This window comes from Muricoccus nepalensis (assembly GCF_006438825.1).
Taxonomy (GTDB): domain Bacteria; phylum Pseudomonadota; class Alphaproteobacteria; order Acetobacterales; family Acetobacteraceae; genus Roseomonas; species Roseomonas nepalensis.
Genome location: NZ_RCZP01000004.1, coordinates 60,882 through 79,822, shown reverse-complemented (window position 1 = coordinate 79,822; position 18,941 = coordinate 60,882). Strand labels below are relative to the sequence as shown.

Below are 18,941 nucleotides of genomic sequence, written 5' to 3'. Positions count from 1 at the left end.
GTCAGCCCCGGCCGTAGCCCGCGTCCAGCGCCTCCGCGATCGCGCCCGGGTCGAGCCCGTCCAGCAGCGGGTTGCGCCGGAGGTCCCGGCCCCAGAGCGCCTCCAGCGCGGTCACCACCGCCTCCGTCACCGGCATGGCTAGGCCCTGCCCGCGCGCGAGCCAGAGGTAGAACGCCAGCCCGTAGGGCACGTCCTCCGTCACGTAGCGCGTCTCCATCGCGGCCGGGCCCGCCACCGCGCCGCGCGTCTCGGCGATGCGGGCCGCCATTTCCGCCAGGGGGCCGAGGGGAACGCCGTTCGCCCGGTGCAGCGATTCCTCCAGATCCAGCACGGGCGTGCCGAAGAGGGCGGCCAGGGCCGCGCGCTCCCGCGCCAGGGCCTCCATCATCCGGCAGGCGGCCGGGGTCATCAGCCCGTATTGCGGCCACTCCTCCGCCCGCTCGATCCGCGTGACGTTGGTGAGCGCGAGCACGGCGTGGATGATCGGGTTGGCGTTGGCGATGCCGGCGCCGAGCGCGCTGGGCGCCGCCGGGCTCGCGTGGCCGAACAGCGCGGTCGCCAGCGCGCCCATCGACGCCGCGGCCGCCGAGGGCACCGCCGCCACGTCCACCGCCGCCCGCACCGTCGCGACGAAGACGCGCCCGGGCGCCCGGCGCCGGGCGGTGACGGGGGTGGTCGCCATGGCCCCGATCGCCGCCCGCACGGCCGGTGCCCCGCGCGCCGCCAGCAGGCCGTCGAGCGCGAGCGGCGCGAGGGAGGCAGCGGGCGCGATCAGCAGGGGCAGGCCGGGCGGCAGCGCCCGCGCGATCCGCGGGAGCAGGTCGGGGAAGGCATAGGCGGGCACCGCGAGCAGCGCGGCCTCTGCGTCGTCAAGGGCCTCCGCGAGCCCGGCCGCGACGCGCAGCGGGAACCACCCGCGCACCGCGCCCTCCGCCTCCATCCCGCCCTCGATCCCCGCCGTGCCGCGGCCGGAGGGCGACCAGATCGTCACCGCGTGCCCGCGCGAGGCCGCCAGCACCGCCGCGGCGGGGCCGACCGCCCCCGCGCCCAGAACGCTCAGCCGCATCGCCCCGCTCCTCCGCCCCGCATCGTCCCGCCCCGAGACCATTCCCCGCGGCCCCGCTCCGCCGGAAACCGGTGGTGCAAGGGCCTGCCGCCTATGCCACCTTTGCGACCCCGACAGGAGGGACGGAAGCGCGCCATGACGCCGAACGGCTTTGCCTTGCTGGCCACCATCGTGCTGCTCGGGCCCATGCTGTACTTCCTCGTGACGTCCCTGACCTTCCTGCTCCGGCCCTTCAGCGACCCCGTCGTCACCTGGCTGCTGCGCGGGCTGTTCAACGTCCACTTCCTGCTCGTGGGCGGGACCTGCGGCGTGGCCGCGCTGGCCTTCCTGCTGGCCAGCCGGCCGCTCGTCGCCGCCGGCATCGGCACGGTCGCCGCCCTCGCGGTCGCCGCGCGGCGCTGGTTCCTGGTGAGGATCGACGCCGCGCTCCGCGTGCGGGACGCCGGCGACGCCACGGCGCTGCGCCGGCTGCGGCGGCTCCACTGGGGCGGCATGGCCTACAACGCGGCCCAGTTCCTCGCGGTCACAGCCAGCGTTTCCCGGATCTTCCCCACGGGCGTCTGATCGCCGCGCCGTTCAGGGCTGCGTCGGCGGCGGAAGACCGCCGCCCGTTCCCTCGGCCGGCGACCGGTTTCGCTTCCCGGGGAGGGCCCGATCCCCCTTAATCTCCCGCTCATCCTTCCGCGAGCCGCCAGACGAGCCCCCGAGACATGACCCTTCCGCGTCGCCGCGCCCTCCTCCTCCCCGCTCTCCTGGGCGTCTCCGCCGCGGCACGGGCGCAGGCTCCCGCCCAAGGCCCGGCGTCCTCCGTGGCGAGTCCCTGGCCCAACCGCCCGGTCCGCATCATCGTCCCCGCGCCCGGCGGCGGCGGCACGGCGGACACGCTGGCCCGCGTCTTTGCGCAGGAGCTGGAGAAGCGGGTCAACCAGCGCGTGCTCGTCGACAACCGCGGCGGCGCCAACGGCAACATCGGGGCGCTGGCCGGCGCGCGGGCGGCGCCGGACGGCTACACCATCCTCTGGTCCTGGGCGGGCACGATGGCCACCAACCCCGCCCTCTACAAGGACCTCGCCTTCGACCCCGAGCGGGACTTCGAGCCGGTGGTTCTCGTCGGCAACGTCCCCAACGTGCTCGTCGTGAACAAGGAGCTCGGCCCGCGCACGCTGGAGGAGTTCGGCGCCTACGCCCGCGCCCACCCGAACGGCATCAACTTCGGCTCCACCGGCAACGGCTCGTCGATGCACCTGGCGGGGGAGCTCTACAAGTCGCTCACCGGCGCGCAGATGACCCACGTGCCCTACACCGCGCCGGCGGCGGCGGTGACGGACCTGCTGTCGGGGCGCATCCAGGCGATGTTCAACCTCATCACGGGCGTCGCGCCCCAGGTGCGCGCGGGCGCGGTCACGCCCATCGCCGTCCTCTCGCCCGAGCGCGCGCCGCAGCTGCCGGAGGTGCCGACCACGGCGGAGCTCGGCATGCCCGGCCTCGTCTTCGGCACCTGGTTCGGGCTGTTCCTTCCCAAGGGCACGGAGCCCGCCCTCGTCGCGCGCCTGAACGCCCTCGCGAACGAGGTCCTCAACGACCCCGAGGCGCGCGCCCGCTTCGAGCAGGCGGGCATGGCCACCCTCGGCGGCACGCCGGAGCGGCTGGCGAGCTTCCTGCACGCGGAGATCGAGAGCCACGCGGCCCTGGTGCGGGCCTCGGGCGCGCGGAATGACTAGGGGAGGCGGCCTACTTCTCCGTCTCGCCCAGGGACTGCATCAGCCGGTTCGCGTTGGCGAACATCGCGACGGAGTGGACGAGGTCCAGCACCTCGATGTCGTCCATCCCGACCGCGCGCAGCGGCGCGAGGTCGGCCGCCGTCACGGCGCCGGGCGTGAGCGTCAGCCTCTCGCTGAAGTCGGCGATCGCGCGGCGCCGCGGGTCGGTCTCCACCGCGTGCCCCTCGTCCAGCACGCGCTGCATCGCCTCCGCCTGCTTCGACAGCTCCGCGAAGCGCCGGGCGTGGACGGAGGTGCAGTAGACGCAGCCGTTCGCCATGGAGACGACGGCGGTCGAGAACTCCCGGTCCGCCCGGGGCAGCCCGCGCGGCGCGTACATCACGCTGTTGAACAGCGCGCCCCGCTCGCCGAGCGAGGCGGGGTCCTGGGCGAGGGTGAGGAAGTAGGTGGAGCGCCGCTGCGCCGGCGGACAGGCCTCCAGCGCGGCCAGCTGCGCGGGGGTGGCCGTCTCGGCCTCGACGGGCGGGAGACGCGGCGTCCAGCCCACCTCCTCCATCGTGAAGCGGCTCATGCGGCGCCCTCCCCCTGCATCGCGCGCAGCCCGGCCATCAGCCGCACCTGGTAGGGCACGAAGGCGACGAGCTGCGTGACCGCCACGATGTCGCGCGGCGTCAGCCCCATGGCCGAGAGCGCGTCGATCGTGTCCTGGCCGACCGTCGCGGGCCTGGCCGCGACCATGTCGGCGTAGCGCAACAGCGCGGGCAGGCGGCCCTCCATCATCCCGTCCGTCAGGTCCTCGGCGAGCATGGCCGCCTCCTCGCCGCCCGCCGCCTCCAGCAGCGCGCGGTAGCGGGCGGCCAGCGCCCGGTCGCCCTCGCGCAGCGCCACCCGCAGCGCCAGCGCCGCGCGCTCGGCGTGCGAGACGTTGCCGGGGTCCTCGGGCATCAGCAGCTCGCGGTAGGCGCCCTCGGCGTGCCGCCGCGCCTCCGGCCGGCGCGCCCGCAGCGCCGCGAGCGGCGAGCCCGGCGCGATGCCCAGCATGTCCTCGACCAGATCCTCTGGCAGGTCGTCCCGCGTCATTCCGCCGCCTCCCTCTCCGGCCACTCGTCGCCGAGCAGCTCGGGCGTGTCATAGGCCACCAGCCGCTCGAAATGCGCCTCCCGGTCCTCGACGAACAGCGCGGCCGCGATGGCGCGCGACAGCCGCTGAGCGCCGGCCGAGATGGCGGGGATGTCGCCCGTCAGCTTCCCGTGGCTGAGCGTCGCCGGGTAGTTGAAGGCGTGGACGCGGGCCAGCGCCGGGCACTCGCCGGGCCGCTTCTCCTGGAAGGAGAAATCCGGGGCGAGATCGGGCGAGGTCGCCAGCTCCTCGCTCTCCTGCCCCGCGGGCGAGGGGAAGCGGTCGCGCCAGAGGCGGATATGCGGGGCGAGCAGGGCCAGCTCCGGCCGCTCCTCCAGCGCCACGCGGAAGCCCGTCGCGAAGATGAGGAAGTCGAGCGCGAACCCGCCTTGCGGCGTCTCGACCACGATCCCGCCGCCCGCCTCGCGCAGCCCCGTCACGGGGCAGGCAAGGTGCAGGCGGGCCTGCGGGTGGCGGGAGACGCGGAGCGTGCTGTCCCGCGGCGGCGGCGTCTGCGCGGCGCCCGCGTGGTGCAGGAAGCGCCATTTCCACTCGTCGGGCAGGGCGGCGAAGCCGTGCACCACGCCCTGGCTGCCGATGCCCGTGAACTTGTTCACCCGCGGCAGCGCCGGGCGGCGGACGAAGAGGTGCAGCGCCCCCGCGCCGGCCTCGAGCGCCGTCGCCGCGTTGTCCATGGCGGACGCCCCCGCGCCGACCACGCCCACCCGCTTGCCGCGCAGCGCCGCGAAGTTGATCGCCTCCCGCGAGTGCGCCCAGAAGCGGCGGTCCACGCCCCGCGCCATGCCGGGCACGAAGTGGCTCCCGAGCCCGTCCCGCCCGCTCGCCAGCACGACGCGGCGGCAGAGAAGGCTCTCCCCGCCCGCGAGGTCGAGCGCGAGCAGCCCGTCCTCGCGCGGGCGGATGAGGGCGACCTCCACGCCGTTGCGCACGGGCAGCGCCATCGCGCGGCGGTACCAGGTGAGGTAGTCCATCCACAGCGCCCGCGGGATCTTCCCGAGCGCGTCCCAGGCGGCGGCGCCGTGCTGCGCCTCGAAGAAGGCGCGGAAGGTGAGGGAGGGCAGGCCGAGCGCGGGCCCCGCCAGCCCCTTCGGCGAGCGCAGCGTCTCCATCCGTGCGTAGGTGACCCAGGGACCCTCCCGGCCCTCGGGCGCGCGGTCGAGGACCTGCACGCGCTCCACCCCGTCGAGCCGCAGCGCCGCCGCGGCCGCCAGCCCCGCCATGCCCGCGCCCACGATGGCGACGTCCAGCACGGGCTGACCCTCGGCCCGCCGCTCCGGCACCCAGGGCTTGGCGGGCAGCTCGAGGAGCTCGAGGTCCCGCCGCAGCCGCGCCTCCAGCGCCGCCAGTCCCGTCCCGCTCACGGCAGCGCCTCCATGCGCCGCTGCACCATGGTCTTCCAGGGCGCGTCCTCGGGCGCGGAGGAGAGCAGCGCGGTCCAGGCCTCCCGCGCCCGCTCCGGCCGCCCGGCCTGGGCCTCCACCAGCCCCGCGAGGTAGCGCAGCCCGACATGCTCCGGCGCCAGCCGCAGCCCGTCCGCCAGGAAGGAGGCGGCCTGGTCGAACTGCTTCGCCTCGATCAGCACCTGGGCGAGCTGCGCCGCGACCTCGGGGTCGAAGCCGGTGCGCAGGATCTCCACATAGGCCGCCGCCGCCTCCTGCGGCCGGCCGCGGTTGCGCTGGGCGTCGGCCATCAGCAGCCAGCCCTGCCGCGCCGCGGGGCTGCCGGGCGGCAGCGCCACCAGCCGCGCGCGGAGCTGGGCGAGCAGCGCGTCGTCCCGCGCCGCCGCGTCCCGCCGCTCCGAGAAGGTGGCCGAGGGCATGTCGGGATCGCCGTTGAGGAAATAGACCGCGAAGGCGAGCACCGGCACCGCCACCAGCCCCGCGAGCAGCGGCCCGCGCCCGCCCGACCGCGCCGCCTGCGGCTCGGGCACCGAGAGGAGGCGCCGCTGCACCTCGAGCAGCGCCGCGGAATAGGCCGTCTCGTCCAGCCGGCCGAGCGCCTTGTCCCGCTCCAGCTCCGCGAGCTGGGCGCGGTAGAGGGCACGGTCGGCGGAGTGGCGGTCGGTCACGCGCGCGGGGCGCCAGACGGTCCAGGCAAGCGGCAGCAGCGCCGCCAGCGCCAGGGCCGCCGCGAGAAGCCAGGTCAAGGATCGTTCTCCAGCGCGGCCAGCCGCGCGCGCTCGGCCTCGCTCAGCGGCGCGGGGCCGGGGCGCGCCGCGGCGCGGCGGCGCATCAGCAGCAGCGCGAGGGCACCGCCCCCCAGCACCAGCACCGGCACGCCCCAGAGCGGCGCCGTCACGAGGTTCAGCGGCGGGCGGAGGAGCACGAAGTCGCCGTAGCGCTCGTGGATGTAGTTCACGACCTTCTCGCTCGGCTCGCCCGTGGCCACCCGCTCGCGCACGAGGCGGCGCAGGTCGCGCGCGAGGTCGGCCTCGCTGTCCTCGATCGACTGGTTCTGGCAGACCATGCAGCGCAGCTCGCGCCCGATCTCCTGCGCGCGCGCCTCGGCGGCGGGGTCGGGCAGCATTTCCGCGGGGCGGCCGACCGCCATCGCCCAGCCCGGCGCCAGCAGCAGGATCGCGAAGAGGGCCGCCCTCACGCGTAGCGCCGCAGCAGCGGCTCCAGCTCGGCCGAGAGGGTGTCGGGCATCAGCGGCCCCGCCCAGCGCCAGCGCACGGTGCCGCGCCCGTCCAGGAGGTAGGTCTCGGGCACGCCGTAGAGGCCGTACTCGATGCCCGCGCGCCCGTCGGTGTCCGCGACCATCCCCGCGAAGGGGTTGCCGTGCTGCGCGAGGAAGCGCGCGGCGTCCGCCGGCTTGTCCTTGTAGTTCACGCCGAGCAACCGCACGCCCCGCCGCTGCAGCGCGACGAGCTGGGGGTGCTCCACGACGCAGGGCACGCACCAGGAGGCCCAGAAGTTGAGCAGCACCGGCCCGCCCGCCGCCAGCGCCTCCGGCCCGAAGCCCGGCACGGCCAGGCCCGGCACGGCGGGAAGGGCGAGCGCCGGCGCCGGCTTGCCGACGAGGGCCGAGGGCACGCCGCGCGGGTCGTAGGAGCCGTCCCGCATGCCCCGCAGCATGGCCCAGAAGCCGAGGCCCCCGCCCACGGCGAGGCCGAGCGGCGCCCAGACCAGCACCCGGCGGCCGAGCGGCGGCCGCACCCCGCCGGGCTCGTCCGCCGCGTCCGGCGGCGCCTTCTCCAGCCCCGTCCCGCTCACGCCTTCGCCCCCGCGGCCGCCCGCCGGCTCGGCGCGCCCACCCGCGCCCGGCGGTCCGAGAGGGAGAGCCCGCCGCCGAGCGCCATGATGGCGCCGCCGAGCCAGATCCAGGGCGCCAGCGGGTTGTAGTGCAGGCGCAGCGTCGCCGTGCCGTTCTCCTCGTCGCCCATGACGGCGTAGAGGTCGGAGGCGACGGTGGTGTGGATGGCGGCCTCGGTCGTGCTCTGGCGCGCGAGGGGGAAGTTGCGCTTCTCCGGCTCCAGCACCGTCACGGGGGCGCCGTTGTGCGTCACCGTCACGGTCGCCCGTCGGCCCGCCCAGTTGGGGCCGACAACGTCGCGCACGCCCTCCAGCTTCCACTCGTAGCCGCCGAGCGAGACGCTCTCCCCGGGCCGCACCGCCGCCAGCCGCTCGCTCGCCAGCCCCATCCCGGCCATGCCCAGCAGGGTGATGCCGAAGCCCGCGTGCGACACCGCTCCACCCCAGGCCGAGCGCGGCAGGCCGCGGGCGCGGGCCAGCGCCGCGCGCGGGCGGGAGAAGAGCGCGATGCGCTCCGACACGTCCGTCAGCGCGCCGACGATCAGCCAGGCCGCCGCGCCGAAGCCGAGCGCGGGCAGGATCGGCTCGCCCCGGACGAGCCAGACGGTCACGATGGCGCCGAGCGCGACCAGACCCGCCCACCACAGCCGCTGCAGCACCGGCCAGGGGCGCGCGCGCTTCCAGGCCATCAGCGGCCCCGCGGCCATGGCCAGGATCAGCGGCAGGGCGAGCGGGAAGACCGTCGCCTGGTAGAAGGGGGGGCCGACCGAGATCTTCGCCTTCAGCATGAGGTCCGCGAACATCGGGTAGAGCGTGCCCGCCAGCACCACCGCCGCGATCGTGCAGAGAAGGAGGTTGTTCAGCACCAGCGCCCCCTCACGCGAGATCGGCGCGAAGAGGCCGGTCGGCGAGAGGGAGGGCGCCCGCCAGGCAAACAGCACGAAGGCGCCGCCCACCGTCAGCCCCAGCAGCGCGAGGATGAACACGCCGCGCTCCGGGTCGTTGGCGAAGGCGTGGACGGAGTTCAGCACGCCCGAGCGCACGAGGAAGGTGCCGAGCAGCGACATGGAGAAGGCGAGGATGGCCAGCAGCACCGACCAGGTCTTCAGCGCCTCCCGCTTCTCCACCACGATGGCCGAGTGCAGCAGCGCGCAGCCCGCGAGCCAGGGGAGGAGGGAGGCGTTCTCGACGGGGTCCCAGAACCAGTAGCCGCCCCAGCCGAGCTCATAATAGGCCCACCACGACCCCAGCGCGATGCCGAGCGTGAGGAACGACCAGGACGCCAGCGCCCAGGGCCGCACCCAGCGCCCCCAGGCGGCGTCCACCCGCCCCTCGATGAGGGCGGCGATGGCGAAGGCGAAGGTCACGGCCGTGCCGACGTAGCCGAGGTAGAGAAGCGGCGGGTGGAAGGCGAGGCCGGGGTCCTGCAGCACCGGGTTCAGCCCCTGGCCGTCCACCGCCGGCGGCCAGACCCGGTTGAAGGGGTTGGAGGTGACGAGGATGAAGGCGAGGAAGCCCGCGCCGATCATCCCGAGCACCGCCAGCACCCGCGCCCGCAGCGCGCCCGGCAGCCCGCGCCCGAAGCCCGCGACGGCGGCGCCGCAGAGCGCGAGGATGAGCACCCAGAGCACCATGGAGCCCTCGTGGTTCCCCCAGGCGCCCGCCAGCTTGTAGAGCATCGGCTTGGCGGAATGGCTGTTCTGCACGACGTTCGAGACCGTCGTGTCGTTCTCCGCGAAGGCCCAGAGCAGGGCGCCGAAGGCCGATCCCACCGAGAGCAGCACCCCGGCGGCGAGGCCCGGGCCTGCCGCCATCAGCCGGGCGTCGCCCCGCTGCGCGCCCCAGAGCGGCAGCACCGCCTGCACGAGGGAGAGCGCCAGCGCGAGGGCGAGGGCGAAGTGGCCGAGCTCGGGGATCATCCGCCGGTCCTCGTCGCCGGCGTTTCCGCGGGCGTCATCGTGTTCCACTCCCGCGCCGGCGGCGCCGCGCCCTGCTCGGGGTTCCAGTGGCCGCTGCGCTTGAGGGCGTCCATGACCTCGGGCGGCATGTAGGTCTCGTCGTGCCGCGCCAGCACCTCGGAGGCGGCGAAGGTGCCGTCCGGGCGCATCCGGCCGAGCGTCACCACGCCCTGTCCCTCGCGGAAGAGGTCGGGCAGCACGCCGCGGTAGGTGACGGCGACGGCGTGCGCCCCGTCGGTCACGCGGAAGCGCGCCTCCGCGCCCTCCCGCACCACGCTGCCCGGCTCCACCAGCCCGCCCAGGCGGAAGGCGCGCCCGTCCGGCGCGGCCATGGAGACGATGTCGGACGGCGAGCGGAAGAAGACGAGGTTGTCGCGGAAGGCCGTCAGCGCCAGCGCCGCCGCGGCGCCGATCCCGAGCGCGCAGAGCAGCAGCACGAGCATCCGCCGGCGCCGGCGCGACGCCGCGACGCCGAGGCCCCGCCGGGGGCCGGAGGAGGTGGGGCCGGAGGTGGTGGTGGCACTCATCGCGCGCGCTCCAGTTCCCGCAGGCGCCGGGCGGCGTTGCGGTGGCGGAGGGCCGCGCCCAGCGCCAGCCCCCCGAAGCCCACCGCCGCCAGCCCCCAGGCGACGGCGACGCTCATCCAGTGGCTCATCGTCCGGTCCTCACGCGGGCACCGCCAGGCCCGGCGCCCGGTCGGCCTCGCGGGCGCGGGCGAGCTCCAGCGCCTCCACCCGCCGCTCCATCACCGCCGCCCGGACGCGGGCGAGGACGAGGGTGGCGAAGAGAAGCGAGAAACCGGTCGCGCAGGCCAGCAGCGGCCCGAGCATCGAGACGTGCATCCCCGGCGCCGCCAGCCGGGCCACGCTGGCCGGCTGGTGCAGCGTGTTCCACCAGTCCACCGAGAACTTCACGACCGGCAGATTCACGACGCCGACCAGCGCGAGGATCGCCCCCGCGCGGGCGCCGCGCTCCTCGTCCTCGAAGGCGCGGGTGAGGGCGGCGTGGCCGACCCAGAGGAAGAACAGCACGAGCACCGAGGTCATCCGCGCGTCCCAGGCCCACCAGGTCCCCCACATCGGCCGGCCCCAGAGGCTGCCCGTGGCCAGGCAGAGCGCTGTCGCGACCGCGCCGATCGGCGAGAGCTCCCGCGCCGCGAGGTCGGCCAGCGGGTGCTTCCAGACGAGGGCGAGGACGGAGGCGAGGGCTAGGCCCGAGTAGCCGGCCATGGCCAGCCAGGCCATGGGGACGTGGACGTACATGATCCGCACCGTCTCCCCCTGCTGCCAGTCGGCCGGGGAGGCCAGCAGCGCCCAGGCCACCGCCGGCAGCAGCACGCCGAGCGAGAGGCCCCAGAGCCAGGGCATGAGCCGCGCCGTCGCCCGCAGGAAGCGGCCGGGATTGGCGAAGCGATGCAGGAGCGGCGCGGGGGTGGTCAGGGGAGGGTTTCCCGGCGTTCTTGGCCCGGCATTGGGCGTTCGGTGCCGGAACCTTAGCGCGTCGCGGCCCGCGCTGGAATTGCCGGGAAACCCCGGCAGCCATGACGGGCAGATGGGGCGGGATCGCGGGGGCGGGAAGGGCCGCGCGCGCCCCTGCAACAAGCCGTCACGAAGGCGCGCGATCCCGGCCGGGCGGCCCCGCCGCGGCCCCCTCCGCTTGACGCGGCGCCCCCGCGGCTCTTTCCTCGCGCGCGTTGGGAAACGTGATTTTCGCGCCAAATCAGGCGCTTGCCAGGAAAAGGAGCCGGTCAATGGCCCAGCAGGAACCGGTCACCAGCAACCCGGTCACGAGCACCGTCGAGGACGGCGTCGCGATCGTCCGCATCGCCAACCCGCCGGTCAACGCGCTTAGTGCGGCCGTGCGCGGCGGCCTCGTCCGCGCGGTGGAGGCGGCGGACGCCGATTCCTCGGTCCGCGCCATCGTGGTGACGGCGGAGGGCCGCACCTTCATCGCCGGCGCCGACATCACCGAGTTCGGCAAGCCCCCCGTGCCGCCGACCCTGCCGGACGCCATCGCCTCGGTGGAGGCCACCTCCAAGCCCGTGGTCGCGGCCATCAACGGCGCGGCGCTGGGCGGCGGGCTGGAGGTGGCGCTCGGTTGCCACGCCCGCGTGGCCACGCCGTCCGCGAAGCTCGGCCTGCCCGAGGTGAAGCTCGGCATCCTTCCCGGCGCCGGCGGCACGCAGCGCCTGCCCCGCCTCATCGGCGCCGTGCCCGCCCTCAAGCTGATGACCTCGGGCGACCCGATCTCCGCCAAGGAGGCCCAGTCGCTCGGCATCCTCGACGAGGTGGCCGAGGACGCGCTGGCCGCCGCCAAGGCGCTGGCGCTGCGCCTGGCCGGGGGCGCCCGGCCCGCCGCTGCCAGCGCCGCCACCAACCTCGGCGACCGCGACGCCTTCGAGGCCGCGGCCGGCGCCATGGCGAAGAAGGGCGCGGAAAACCCGAGCATCGCCGCCTGCATCGACGCCGTCCGCGCCGCCTTCGACAAGCCTTTCGACGAGGGCATGGCGATCGAGCGCGCCCACTTCATCCGCCTGCGCGACGACCCCCGCAGCAAGGCGCTGCGCCACGTCTTCTTCGCCGAGCGCGCGGCCGCCCGCATCCCCGGCCTGCCCAAGGGCACCCAGCCCCGCCCGGTCGCGCGCGCGGCCGTCATCGGCGGCGGCACCATGGGCGGCGGCATCGCCATGAGCTTCGCCAACGCCGGCATCCCCGTGACGCTGATCGAGACGAGCGAGGAGAACCTCCAGCGCGGCCTCGAGCGCGTGGCCGGCAACTACGCCACCTCCGTCAAGCGCGGCAGCCTGACCGAGGAGGCCCGCGGCAAGCGGATGGGCCTCATCGAGGGCAAGGTCGGCCTCGAGGCCGCCGCCGGGGCGGACGTGGTGGTGGAGGCCGTCTTCGAGGAGATGGGCCTCAAGAAGGAAATTTTCGGCAAGCTGCAGGGGATCGCCAAGCCCGGCGCGGTGCTGGCCACCAACACCTCCTACCTCGACGTGGACGAGATCGCGGCGAGCACGAGCCGCCCCGGGGACGTGCTGGGGATGCACTTCTTCTCCCCGGCCAACGTCATGAAGCTGCTCGAGGTCGTGCGCGGCAGGGAGACCGCGCCCGACGCGCTGGCGACGGCTGTCGAGGTCGGTCGCAAGCTGGCGAAGGTGCCGGTGGTGTCCGGCGTCTGCTACGGCTTCATCGGCAACCGCATGCTCGCCCGCCGCACCGCCCAGGCCGACCGGCTGCTGATCGAGGGCGCCATGCCCGAGGAGGTGGACGCGGCGCTGAACGCCTTCGGCTTCCGCATGGGCCCCTTCGCCATGACCGACCTCGCCGGCCTCGACATCGGCTGGCGCATCCGCCAGGCCAGCGGCAAGAAATCCCCGGTGGCGGACGCGCTGGTGGAGGCCGGGCGCCTCGGCCAGAAGACGAAGCGCGGCTACTACGACTACGCCGGCGACGGCCGCACGGGCGTGCCCGACCCCGAGGTGCGCGCGGTGATCGAGCGCGTCTCGGCCGAGCAGGGCGTCACCCGCCGCGCCATCCCGCCGGAGGAGATCCTCGAGCGCCTGCTCTACCCCATGATCAACGAGGGCGCCCGCATCCTGGAGGAGGGCATCGCCGCCCGCGCCGGGGACATCGATACCGTCTGGCTGAACGGCTACGGCTGGCCCGCCGGCACGGGCGGGCCGATGTTCCACGCGGACAGCCTCGGCCTGCCGCGGATCGTCGCCCGCCTGCGCGACTTCGCGCAAGCCTCGGGCGACGAGAGCCTGCGGCCCGCCGCCCTGCTCGTCCGGCTGGCGGAGGAGGGCGGCAGCTTCGCGGCCCTCGACGAGAAAGCGGCGGCGTGAGCGCCGACCCGGCCGCCGAGGGCTGGTCTCCCCGCCCGCCCCAGGGCTTCACCGGCCTCACCGGCCCGCTCTGGTCGCGGCCGGGGGGGGATGGCTGGGCCTATGGCGTGCTGGCCGACGAGCGGCACGCCAACGGCCACGGCATCGTCCACGGGGGGATGCTGGTCACGCTCCTCGACAACACGCTCGGCATCACCGTCTCCCACGCGACGGGGCGGCGGCCGGGCGTGACGATGCAGCTCAACACGCAGTTCCTCTCCGCCGCCCGGCCCGGAGAGTTCCTGGAGGCGCGGGGCGAGGTGCTGCGCCTCGCCCATTCCGTCGCCTTCGTGCGCGGCACGATCCACGTGGGCGACCGGCTGGTCGCGGCCGGGGACGGCGTCTGGAAGCTGCTGTCCGAGCGCCCGGCCGCGGGCTGAGCCTCAGGAGGCGGGGCGCCGGTGCGGCGTGCCGCCGTGCTCCGGGTCCGCCGCGATCTCCCGGTCCGCCTCCTCCACCGCCTGGCGCGAGACGATGCCGGGCGTGTGCATGTCGGGGTCGCCGCCCTCGGCGTTCTCGACGTGGCTCTTGATGCTGCGCAGCGCGTTGCCGGCGTTGGTCGGGTCGTCGTTCGGGCTCGTCTCCTCCACCGGCGGCTCGTTCACGTGCCCGCCCTCGGCGAAGGTGAGGGAGAGGTCGGCCACCCCGGCGTCGCGCGTCGCGGGGTCGGTCACCGCCATTTCCCCGGCCGGGGCGGCGGTCCAGCGGACGGTGCGCGCGCCCTCGTCGGCGCTGAGCCCCGGGTCCGGTACCTCGTCGGCGTCGTGGCGGAGATGGGCGAACCAGAAGCGGGCGTTCCGGGGGTCGGACAGCCAGGCGAAGAGGCGAGCGGGGCTGGCGTGGACGGTGATCTTGGCGTGCATGGGTCCCTCCGGGCTTCCGAACCGCGCGGGACGGGCGGCGAGGCCGCCGCGCCCGGAAGGTTCCTCCGGGCCTATCGCCCGGGATGGCGGCCGGGTTGCGCGCGAGGGCGGCGATGGGCCGGGCCGCCGGCCATCCCGGCCCCGCATGAATTCCGGGTCACCCGGGCCGCCCTCCCTTGTCCCGCCCCCGCCGCCGGCCCTACTTCCGTAACGAGCACCACGGGCCGTCCCGGCCCCCTTGGGGGCGTCCCGGCATGAGACCTTCCCGATGAACTTCAACAAATTCTTCAACACGGCCGCGAGCCGCGTGGCCCACGCGACGGGCCGCCCGATCACCTTCGTGGTCTGCGTTGGCGTGGTGATCGTCTGGGCGCTGTCCGGCCCCTTCTTCGGCTTCTCCGACACCTGGCAGCTGATCATCAACACGGGCACGACGGTCGTGACCTTCCTGATGGTCTTCCTCATCCAGAACACCCAGAACCGGGACGGCGCGGCCATCCAGGCGAAGCTCGACGAGCTGATCCGCACCAGCGCGGCCGGCAACGCCTTCATCGGCATCGAGCACCTGACGGAGGAGGAGCTGGACGAGATCCGCGCCACCTGCGAGCAGCGCGCCCGCCTGGCCATGGCCGCCGAGGCCGCCGACGAGGCCAGCGGCCGCGCCAACCGCCGCGCCGAGGCGGCCGCCGACGCCGCGACCGAGTAGCGGCCACATCCAAGCGACCTGCTTGACCATCCGGGACGCCGCGGGCGACCTGCGGCGGATGCGCCCCTCCGTCCGCGCCCTGCTCGGCGCCGCCCTCGCCCTGCTGCTGGCGCCCGCGGCCCCGGCGCGCGCCCAGGACGGCGGGGACTGGTCGGCCTGCCGGGCCGCCATCGCCGCGGTGGAGCCGGGCTCGGGACTTCCTCCCGGCCTGCTCGGCGCCATCGCCCTCGTCGAGGCCGGGCGCGCCTCGCCCTCCGGCCGGCCCGAGCCCTGGCCCTGGAGCTGGAACGCGGAGGGGGAGGGCGGCACGGCGCCCAGCAAGGCCGCGGCCGTCGCGGCGGTCGCGGCCCTGCAGGCGCGCGGGGTGCGCTCGATCGACGTCGGCTGCCTGCAGGTGAACCTGCTGCACCACCCCGACGCCTTCCCCGGCCTCGAGGCCGCCTTCGACCCCGCGACGAACGCCCGCTACGCCGCGCGCTTCCTCAACCGCCTCCGCGCCGGCTCGCCCGACTGGGGCGAGGCGATCGGGCGCTACCATTCCGGCGAGCCCGAGCGGGGCGCCGCCTACAGCCGCCGGGTGGCGCTCGCGCGCCTCGGCGCCGCCTGGGGACGGGGCGGCGCCGTGCCCCTGCCGATGATGCGGGGCCTTGCGGGCCTCTGCGCGCCCGGCCTGCAGCCCGCGCTGCTCATCGGGGGCGCGGCGGAGGCGCGGCGCTTCCTGCGGCCGGGGGCGGGGCGGCAGCCCCCGCTGCCGCGGAACCCGCGCCCGCGCATGGCCTGCCTCCGCCGCTGAGGCGCGGCCGCCCGGCCAGCACCACCGCCCCCGCCACGAGGACCCAGGCCAGCCGCGCGCCGTAGCGGTCGTGCGGGCCGCTCAGCGTCCCCGTGGCGAAGGCGTTGGCGAGCACGGCGGTGCCGAGGCCGAGCGCGAGGCCGAGCGCCGCCCGGTCCCGCCGCCCGCGCCAGCCGAGCAGCGCGAGGCCCGCCGCGGCGAGGGCCAGGACCGGCCCCTGCACCCAGAGGACCGGCGCCACCCGCCCGGCCAGCGCCTCCCGCCACTGCGCGCCCGCCCGGAACCGCGCCAGCTCCGCCGGGCCGAAGGCCGAGACGCGTGCGGCGAGCGGCCCTTCCAGGCCCTGCAGGCCGAGCGTGTCGCCGACCCCGTTGGCGCCGAGCTGCGCCAGGGTGTCCCGGACCGCGCCGAGCGCCACGGCCAGGGGCTCCCGCGCCAGGGTCGCGCGGATGATCGCCCCGGCCTCGCCCGCCAGGGCGCGGCCGCCGAAGTCACGGGGGCAACCGGCCTCGTCGCGGTTCACGGGGCTGTCGGGGTGCCACAGGAAGACGTCGCTTGCGAGGATCCCGGGCGGGCAGGACCCGTCGCGGCAGGCCCCGGGCCCGTAGGGCGCCAGCCGGCCGCTCGCGGCGCAGAGGGTCCAGCCCGCCGCCGGGCAGGCCGCCTCGATCGTGCGCAGCGCCGGCCCGTTCGCGACCAGCCGCGCGAGGAGGAAGGTCGCGCCGTAGGGCGAGAGGGCGAGGCGCCCGTGGCCCCCGAGGTTGGTGAGGAGCAGCAGCGCGACGGCGGCCGCGAGCGGCAGCGCGACGCGCCCGGCCGCCCGCCCGCCCGCCAGCAGCGCCACCACCGCCAGCGCGCCCATCACCGGCAGGTTCGACAGGTGCGCGGCCGTCGCGAGCGCCCCCAGCCCGGCCAGCCAGGCGGCCTCCGCGCGCGAGAGGGAGGGGCGGGCGAAGGCGAGCAGGAGCGCGCAGAGCACGGCCACGGGCGTCAGCACGTCCGGCATAACCAGCGCGGCCGAAAAGGGCGCGGCCGTCAGCGCCGCGACCACCAGGCAGAGCAGCAGGTGCGGGCCCGGCGCCGCGCCCCCTCCTGCGCCGGCGCCGAAGCCGCGGGCGAGGAGCCAGAGGAGGTGCGACAGGACCAGCCCCTGGGCCAGCACCACCGGCCAGAGGCTGCGGTGCCAATGCAGCGGCAGGATCAGCGGCCCGTAGACCCAGGGCTTGTCCCAGATCATCAGCGGGCCGAGCGTCTGGTGCAGGAAGGCGCCGCTGTCGCTGAACAGCAGGGGGTAGCCGTTCAGGAAGGCGGGCCAGGCGAGCATCAGCCCGCCCGCGGCCAGGGCGAGGGCCTTCGCGATCAACCCCAGCCCTTCGCCCGCGCCTCGTCCTCCGCCCGGGCCTCGACCCAGCGCCCGGCGCCGTCCGCGAACTCCTCCCGCTTCCAGAAGGGGGCGCCGGTCTTGAGCCAGTCGATCAGGAAGGCGCAGGCCTCCAGCGCCGCCATGCGGTGGCGGCTGGCGGCGAGGACGAGGACGATTGCCTCCCCGGGCTGGATGCGGCCGATGCGGTGGACGACGGTGCAGCCCGTCAGCGGCCAGCGGGACGCGGCCTGGGCCGCGATGCCCGCGATGGCCCGCTCGGTCATGCCCGGGTAGTGCTCGAGGACGAGGGCCTCCAGCCCGTCATCGGCGCGGCAGAGGCCGACGAAGCTCGCGATGCCCCCGACATCCGTGCGCCCGGCCGAGAGCGCCGCGGTCTCGGCCGCGAGGTCGAAGCCGGCCTCCTGCACGCGGACCGTGGGCGTCATCCGCCCGTCACCGGCGGGAAAAAGGCGACCTCGTCCCCGGGCGCCACCGGGTGCTCGGGGCCGCAGAACTCCTGGTTGACCGCGGCCCGCACCTGCGCCGGGTCGGCGAAGGCGGCGGCGTGGCCGGGGGAGCGCGCGGCGAGCCAGCGCATCAGCCCGCCGACATCCGCGACCTCGGCCGGCGGGGAGACCTCCTCCTCGCCGGCGCCGGTCCGCTGGCGGAGCCAGGCGAAGTAGAGGACGCGCATCAGGGCGTCGGCACGACCGTCACGCCGCCCGTCGGCCCGAACAGCGTGGTGGAGCCCGGCTGCTGAATGGCCGTGCCGCTGGCGCCGCCGGGCTGGGTGTAGGTGGTGATGCCGCCGGTCGGCCCGGTGATGGTCGCGGGCGGGCCGCCGGGCACGGGCACGATCCGGTTGCCGCCGAGGCGCGCGGGCGGGGTGGGGGGCTCGCCGCGCGGCACGCCCTCGCGCGGCACGGGCACGGGGTCGAGCGGCGGCAGGGCCTCGGCGGAGCTGCCGCGGCGGCGGGTGCCGGGCACGGGCGCGCGGGGGTTGGGCGCGGCCTCCGGGGGCACGTAGGGGCCGGACTGCTCGCTCTGCAGGCGGGGCGGCGGCGGCGGGTTGCCGCGCGCGCGGGCGCGCTCGAGGATGCCCGAGGGCTGCTGGCCCTGGTCCGACACCGCGTCGGGGTTCTGCAGCGTGGCGCGGGGCGCCTCCTGGGCCGGCCACATGTCGCCGGGCTCGGACAGGAGGGGCGGCACGTCCATCTCGGCGCCCATCACGCGGCGCACGGTCAGGCTGTCCGGCGCGCCGATCGGGTCGGTGCGGCCGAAGGGCGCCCAGTCGATCTCGGGGGTGCAGGCTGCCAGGAGAAGCACGGGCAGCAGGACCAGCGGGCCGGCCGCGCGGCCCCGGCGATGGAGGTTCATGGAGGGTCCTCTTCCGATCGCCCGCCGCGGCGGGCCGTCCCGATTCGATGCCATCATGGGGCAGGATGGTTTCCACATTGCGCGCGGCGCGCCCGGCTTGCTACCCGGCCGTTCCGCCGGGCCGCCCGCCCGCGCCGAGGCCGGCCTTGGCGCCCTGGGCCACCGCCCGGGCCATGTCCTCGGCCGCCGCGTGGCGCATGCCGGCGGTCATGTAGTCCCAGCCCGTCCAGAGGGTGAGCCCCGCCGCCACCCAGAGCCCGGCCTCGCCGAGCCAGGAGACCGGCAGGAAATCGAGCCCGATGGCCGAGGCGCCGCTGTCGCCCGCCACGATGGTGCCAATGGAGCCCATCTGGAAGCCCGTCTTCCACTTCGCCAGCCGCGTGACGGGCAGCCCGACGCGCAGGCCCGCGAGGTACTCGCGGAGGCCGGAGACGAGGATCTCGCGCAGCATGATGACGATGGCGGGCAGCAGGCCGAGGAGCGAGAGGCGCCCGAGCCCGGCCAGCAGCATCAGCGCGGCGCCCACGAGCAGCTTGTCCGCGATCGGGTCCAGCATCCGCCCGAAGGCGCTCAGCGAGCCCCGCTCGCGCGCGATCTTGCCGTCGAAGTAGTCCGTCACCGCCGCCGCCGAGAAGACCGCGCAGGCGAGGATGTCGCCGAGCGGGGAGCCCAGGAACATCAAGGCCACCAGCAGCGGGATGGCCGCGATGCGGGAGAGCGTGAGCAGGTTCGGCAGGTCCGTGGGCATACGCAACTCCTTGCCGCAACCCCTAGCCCAGAACCGCGCCGCGGGAAACGAGGGGCGGGATCAACC

23 protein-coding genes are annotated in these 18,941 nt (G+C 75.9%); 6 read left to right on the top strand and 17 right to left on the bottom strand.

The window, feature by feature from the left end; translation table 11 throughout:
• Position 1 precedes the first annotated feature (1 nt).
• Positions 2–1,066 (bottom strand): NAD/NADP octopine/nopaline dehydrogenase family protein, encoded by a 1,065-nt coding sequence (locus EAH89_RS06785; RefSeq protein WP_161993496.1) that lies wholly within the window; start codon positions 1,064–1,066, stop codon positions 2–4.
• Positions 1,067–1,201: 135 nt separating this feature from the next.
• On the opposite strand from EAH89_RS06785, the gene EAH89_RS06780 reads away from it, so the two are divergent.
• Positions 1,202–1,630: a hypothetical protein gene (locus tag EAH89_RS06780; protein WP_140882043.1), complete on the top strand. Its 429-nt coding sequence runs from the start codon at positions 1,202–1,204 to the stop codon at positions 1,628–1,630.
• 146 nt (positions 1,631–1,776) lie between these two features.
• On the top strand, positions 1,777–2,787 hold the full coding sequence (locus EAH89_RS06775; RefSeq protein WP_140882042.1) for a Bug family tripartite tricarboxylate transporter substrate binding protein: 1,011 nt from the start codon (positions 1,777–1,779) through the stop codon (positions 2,785–2,787).
• 10 nt (positions 2,788–2,797) lie between these two features.
• On the opposite strand, the gene EAH89_RS06770 is transcribed toward EAH89_RS06775, so the two are convergent.
• The 10 genes from EAH89_RS06770 to EAH89_RS06730 are packed head-to-tail and all read right to left on the bottom strand — an operon-like array spanning position 2,798 to position 10,506.
• Positions 2,798–3,358, bottom strand: a complete 561-nt coding sequence (locus EAH89_RS06770; protein ID WP_140882041.1) for a peroxidase-related enzyme — start codon at positions 3,356–3,358, stop codon at positions 2,798–2,800.
• On the bottom strand, positions 3,355–3,867 hold the full coding sequence (locus tag EAH89_RS06765) for a CMD domain-containing protein (protein WP_140882040.1): 513 nt from the start codon (positions 3,865–3,867) through the stop codon (positions 3,355–3,357). Before EAH89_RS06765 ends, EAH89_RS06770 begins: the two co-directional genes overlap by 4 nt.
• The gene (locus EAH89_RS06760) at positions 3,864–5,288 is read right to left on the bottom strand and encodes a flavin-containing monooxygenase (protein ID WP_140882039.1); all 1,425 of its coding nucleotides are present in this window, start codon (positions 5,286–5,288) and stop codon (positions 3,864–3,866) included. The genes EAH89_RS06765 and EAH89_RS06760 overlap by 4 nt, the downstream gene beginning before the upstream one ends.
• Positions 5,285–6,073, bottom strand: coding sequence for a c-type cytochrome biogenesis protein CcmI (gene ccmI, locus EAH89_RS06755; protein ID WP_140882038.1), 789 nt, complete (start codon positions 6,071–6,073; stop codon positions 5,285–5,287). Before ccmI ends, EAH89_RS06760 begins: the two co-directional genes overlap by 4 nt.
• Positions 6,070–6,525: a cytochrome c-type biogenesis protein gene (locus tag EAH89_RS06750; RefSeq protein ID WP_277753779.1), complete on the bottom strand. Its 456-nt coding sequence runs from the start codon at positions 6,523–6,525 to the stop codon at positions 6,070–6,072. Before EAH89_RS06750 ends, ccmI begins: the two co-directional genes overlap by 4 nt.
• Positions 6,522–7,142 (bottom strand): DsbE family thiol:disulfide interchange protein, encoded by a 621-nt coding sequence (locus tag EAH89_RS06745; RefSeq protein ID WP_241666888.1) that lies wholly within the window; start codon positions 7,140–7,142, stop codon positions 6,522–6,524. Before EAH89_RS06745 ends, EAH89_RS06750 begins: the two co-directional genes overlap by 4 nt.
• Positions 7,139–9,100 carry a heme lyase CcmF/NrfE family subunit gene (locus EAH89_RS06740; RefSeq protein WP_140882037.1) on the bottom strand — a complete coding sequence of 654 codons (1,962 nt, stop codon included), beginning with the start codon at positions 9,098–9,100 and terminating at the stop codon, positions 7,139–7,141. The genes EAH89_RS06745 and EAH89_RS06740 overlap by 4 nt, the downstream gene beginning before the upstream one ends.
• On the bottom strand, positions 9,097–9,666 hold the full coding sequence (ccmE, locus tag EAH89_RS06735; protein WP_140882036.1) for a cytochrome c maturation protein CcmE: 570 nt from the start codon (positions 9,664–9,666) through the stop codon (positions 9,097–9,099). The genes EAH89_RS06740 and ccmE overlap by 4 nt, the downstream gene beginning before the upstream one ends.
• Positions 9,663–9,794, bottom strand: a complete 132-nt coding sequence (locus tag EAH89_RS33015; protein WP_277753778.1) for a hypothetical protein — start codon at positions 9,792–9,794, stop codon at positions 9,663–9,665. The genes ccmE and EAH89_RS33015 overlap by 4 nt, the downstream gene beginning before the upstream one ends.
• 10 nt (positions 9,795–9,804) lie before the next feature.
• Positions 9,805–10,506, bottom strand: a complete 702-nt coding sequence (locus EAH89_RS06730; RefSeq protein WP_140882035.1) for a heme ABC transporter permease — start codon at positions 10,504–10,506, stop codon at positions 9,805–9,807.
• A gap of 383 nt (positions 10,507–10,889) precedes the next feature.
• Between EAH89_RS06730 and EAH89_RS06725 the strand changes: the two genes are divergently transcribed.
• Both EAH89_RS06725 and EAH89_RS06720 read left to right on the top strand, forming a co-directional pair.
• Positions 10,890–12,986, top strand: coding sequence for a 3-hydroxyacyl-CoA dehydrogenase NAD-binding domain-containing protein (locus tag EAH89_RS06725; protein ID WP_140882034.1), 2,097 nt, complete (start codon positions 10,890–10,892; stop codon positions 12,984–12,986).
• Entirely contained in the window at positions 12,983–13,405 is a 423-nt protein-coding gene (locus EAH89_RS06720; RefSeq protein WP_140882033.1) for a PaaI family thioesterase, read from the top strand. Before EAH89_RS06725 ends, EAH89_RS06720 begins: the two co-directional genes overlap by 4 nt.
• 3 nt (positions 13,406–13,408) lie before the next feature.
• On the opposite strand, the gene EAH89_RS06715 is transcribed toward EAH89_RS06720, so the two are convergent.
• Positions 13,409–13,888 carry a hypothetical protein gene (locus EAH89_RS06715; protein WP_140882032.1) on the bottom strand — a complete coding sequence of 160 codons (480 nt, stop codon included), beginning with the start codon at positions 13,886–13,888 and terminating at the stop codon, positions 13,409–13,411.
• A gap of 268 nt (positions 13,889–14,156) precedes the next feature.
• On the opposite strand from EAH89_RS06715, the gene EAH89_RS06710 reads away from it, so the two are divergent.
• Positions 14,157–14,594 (top strand): low affinity iron permease family protein, encoded by a 438-nt coding sequence (locus tag EAH89_RS06710; protein WP_140882031.1) that lies wholly within the window; start codon positions 14,157–14,159, stop codon positions 14,592–14,594.
• 22 nt (positions 14,595–14,616) lie between these two features.
• Complete coding sequence (locus EAH89_RS06705; protein WP_140882030.1) at positions 14,617–15,387, top strand: lysozyme family protein; 771 nt, start codon at positions 14,617–14,619, stop codon at positions 15,385–15,387.
• Here EAH89_RS06705 and EAH89_RS06700 read toward each other — a convergent pair.
• From EAH89_RS06700 to pgsA, 5 genes are all read right to left on the bottom strand, one after another.
• Positions 15,281–16,750 (bottom strand): hypothetical protein, encoded by a 1,470-nt coding sequence (locus EAH89_RS06700; RefSeq protein ID WP_140882029.1) that lies wholly within the window; start codon positions 16,748–16,750, stop codon positions 15,281–15,283. The genes EAH89_RS06705 and EAH89_RS06700 overlap by 107 nt on opposite strands.
• The gene (locus EAH89_RS06695; protein ID WP_140882028.1) at positions 16,747–17,196 is read right to left on the bottom strand and encodes a molybdenum cofactor biosynthesis protein MoaE; all 450 of its coding nucleotides are present in this window, start codon (positions 17,194–17,196) and stop codon (positions 16,747–16,749) included. The genes EAH89_RS06700 and EAH89_RS06695 overlap by 4 nt, the downstream gene beginning before the upstream one ends.
• A complete protein-coding gene (gene moaD / locus EAH89_RS06690; RefSeq protein WP_140882027.1) occupies positions 17,193–17,444 on the bottom strand; it encodes a molybdopterin converting factor subunit 1 in 252 nt (83 codons plus the stop codon). Before moaD ends, EAH89_RS06695 begins: the two co-directional genes overlap by 4 nt.
• Positions 17,444–18,127: a hypothetical protein gene (locus EAH89_RS06685; RefSeq protein WP_140882026.1), complete on the bottom strand. Its 684-nt coding sequence runs from the start codon at positions 18,125–18,127 to the stop codon at positions 17,444–17,446. Before EAH89_RS06685 ends, moaD begins: the two co-directional genes overlap by 1 nt.
• A 100-nt stretch (positions 18,128–18,227) precedes the next feature.
• Positions 18,228–18,875: a CDP-diacylglycerol--glycerol-3-phosphate 3-phosphatidyltransferase gene (gene pgsA / locus EAH89_RS06680; RefSeq protein ID WP_140882025.1), complete on the bottom strand. Its 648-nt coding sequence runs from the start codon at positions 18,873–18,875 to the stop codon at positions 18,228–18,230.
• Between the last annotated feature and the right edge of the window lie 66 nt (positions 18,876–18,941).

What these genes read in the sequence shown, in the direction of transcription:
- EAH89_RS06710 (WP_140882031.1), top strand. Translation starts at nt 14,157, where the DNA reads ATGAACTTCAACAAATTCTTCAACACGGCCGCGAGCCGCGTGGCCCAC.
- EAH89_RS06780 (WP_140882043.1), top strand. Translation starts at nt 1,202, where the DNA reads ATGACGCCGAACGGCTTTGCCTTGCTGGCCACCATCGTGCTGCTCGGG.
- EAH89_RS06765 (WP_140882040.1), bottom strand. Translation starts at nt 3,867, where the DNA reads ATGACGCGGGACGACCTGCCAGAGGATCTGGTCGAGGACATGCTGGGC.
- EAH89_RS06685 (WP_140882026.1), bottom strand. Translation starts at nt 18,127, where the DNA reads ATGAACCTCCATCGCCGGGGCCGCGCGGCCGGCCCGCTGGTCCTGCTG.
- moaD (WP_140882027.1), bottom strand. Translation starts at nt 17,444, where the DNA reads ATGCGCGTCCTCTACTTCGCCTGGCTCCGCCAGCGGACCGGCGCCGGC.
- EAH89_RS06770 (WP_140882041.1), bottom strand. Translation starts at nt 3,358, where the DNA reads ATGAGCCGCTTCACGATGGAGGAGGTGGGCTGGACGCCGCGTCTCCCG.
- EAH89_RS06740 (WP_140882037.1), bottom strand. Translation starts at nt 9,100, where the DNA reads ATGATCCCCGAGCTCGGCCACTTCGCCCTCGCCCTCGCGCTGGCGCTC.
- EAH89_RS06785 (WP_161993496.1), bottom strand. Translation starts at nt 1,066, where the DNA reads ATGCGGCTGAGCGTTCTGGGCGCGGGGGCGGTCGGCCCCGCCGCGGCG.
- EAH89_RS06695 (WP_140882028.1), bottom strand. Translation starts at nt 17,196, where the DNA reads ATGACGCCCACGGTCCGCGTGCAGGAGGCCGGCTTCGACCTCGCGGCC.
- EAH89_RS33015 (WP_277753778.1), bottom strand. Translation starts at nt 9,794, where the DNA reads ATGAGCCACTGGATGAGCGTCGCCGTCGCCTGGGGGCTGGCGGCGGTG.
- pgsA (WP_140882025.1), bottom strand. Translation starts at nt 18,875, where the DNA reads ATGCCCACGGACCTGCCGAACCTGCTCACGCTCTCCCGCATCGCGGCC.
- EAH89_RS06730 (WP_140882035.1), bottom strand. Translation starts at nt 10,506, where the DNA reads ATGCCCTGGCTCTGGGGCCTCTCGCTCGGCGTGCTGCTGCCGGCGGTG.
- EAH89_RS06715 (WP_140882032.1), bottom strand. Translation starts at nt 13,888, where the DNA reads ATGCACGCCAAGATCACCGTCCACGCCAGCCCCGCTCGCCTCTTCGCC.
- EAH89_RS06725 (WP_140882034.1), top strand. Translation starts at nt 10,890, where the DNA reads ATGGCCCAGCAGGAACCGGTCACCAGCAACCCGGTCACGAGCACCGTC.
- EAH89_RS06775 (WP_140882042.1), top strand. Translation starts at nt 1,777, where the DNA reads ATGACCCTTCCGCGTCGCCGCGCCCTCCTCCTCCCCGCTCTCCTGGGC.
- ccmE (WP_140882036.1), bottom strand. Translation starts at nt 9,666, where the DNA reads ATGAGTGCCACCACCACCTCCGGCCCCACCTCCTCCGGCCCCCGGCGG.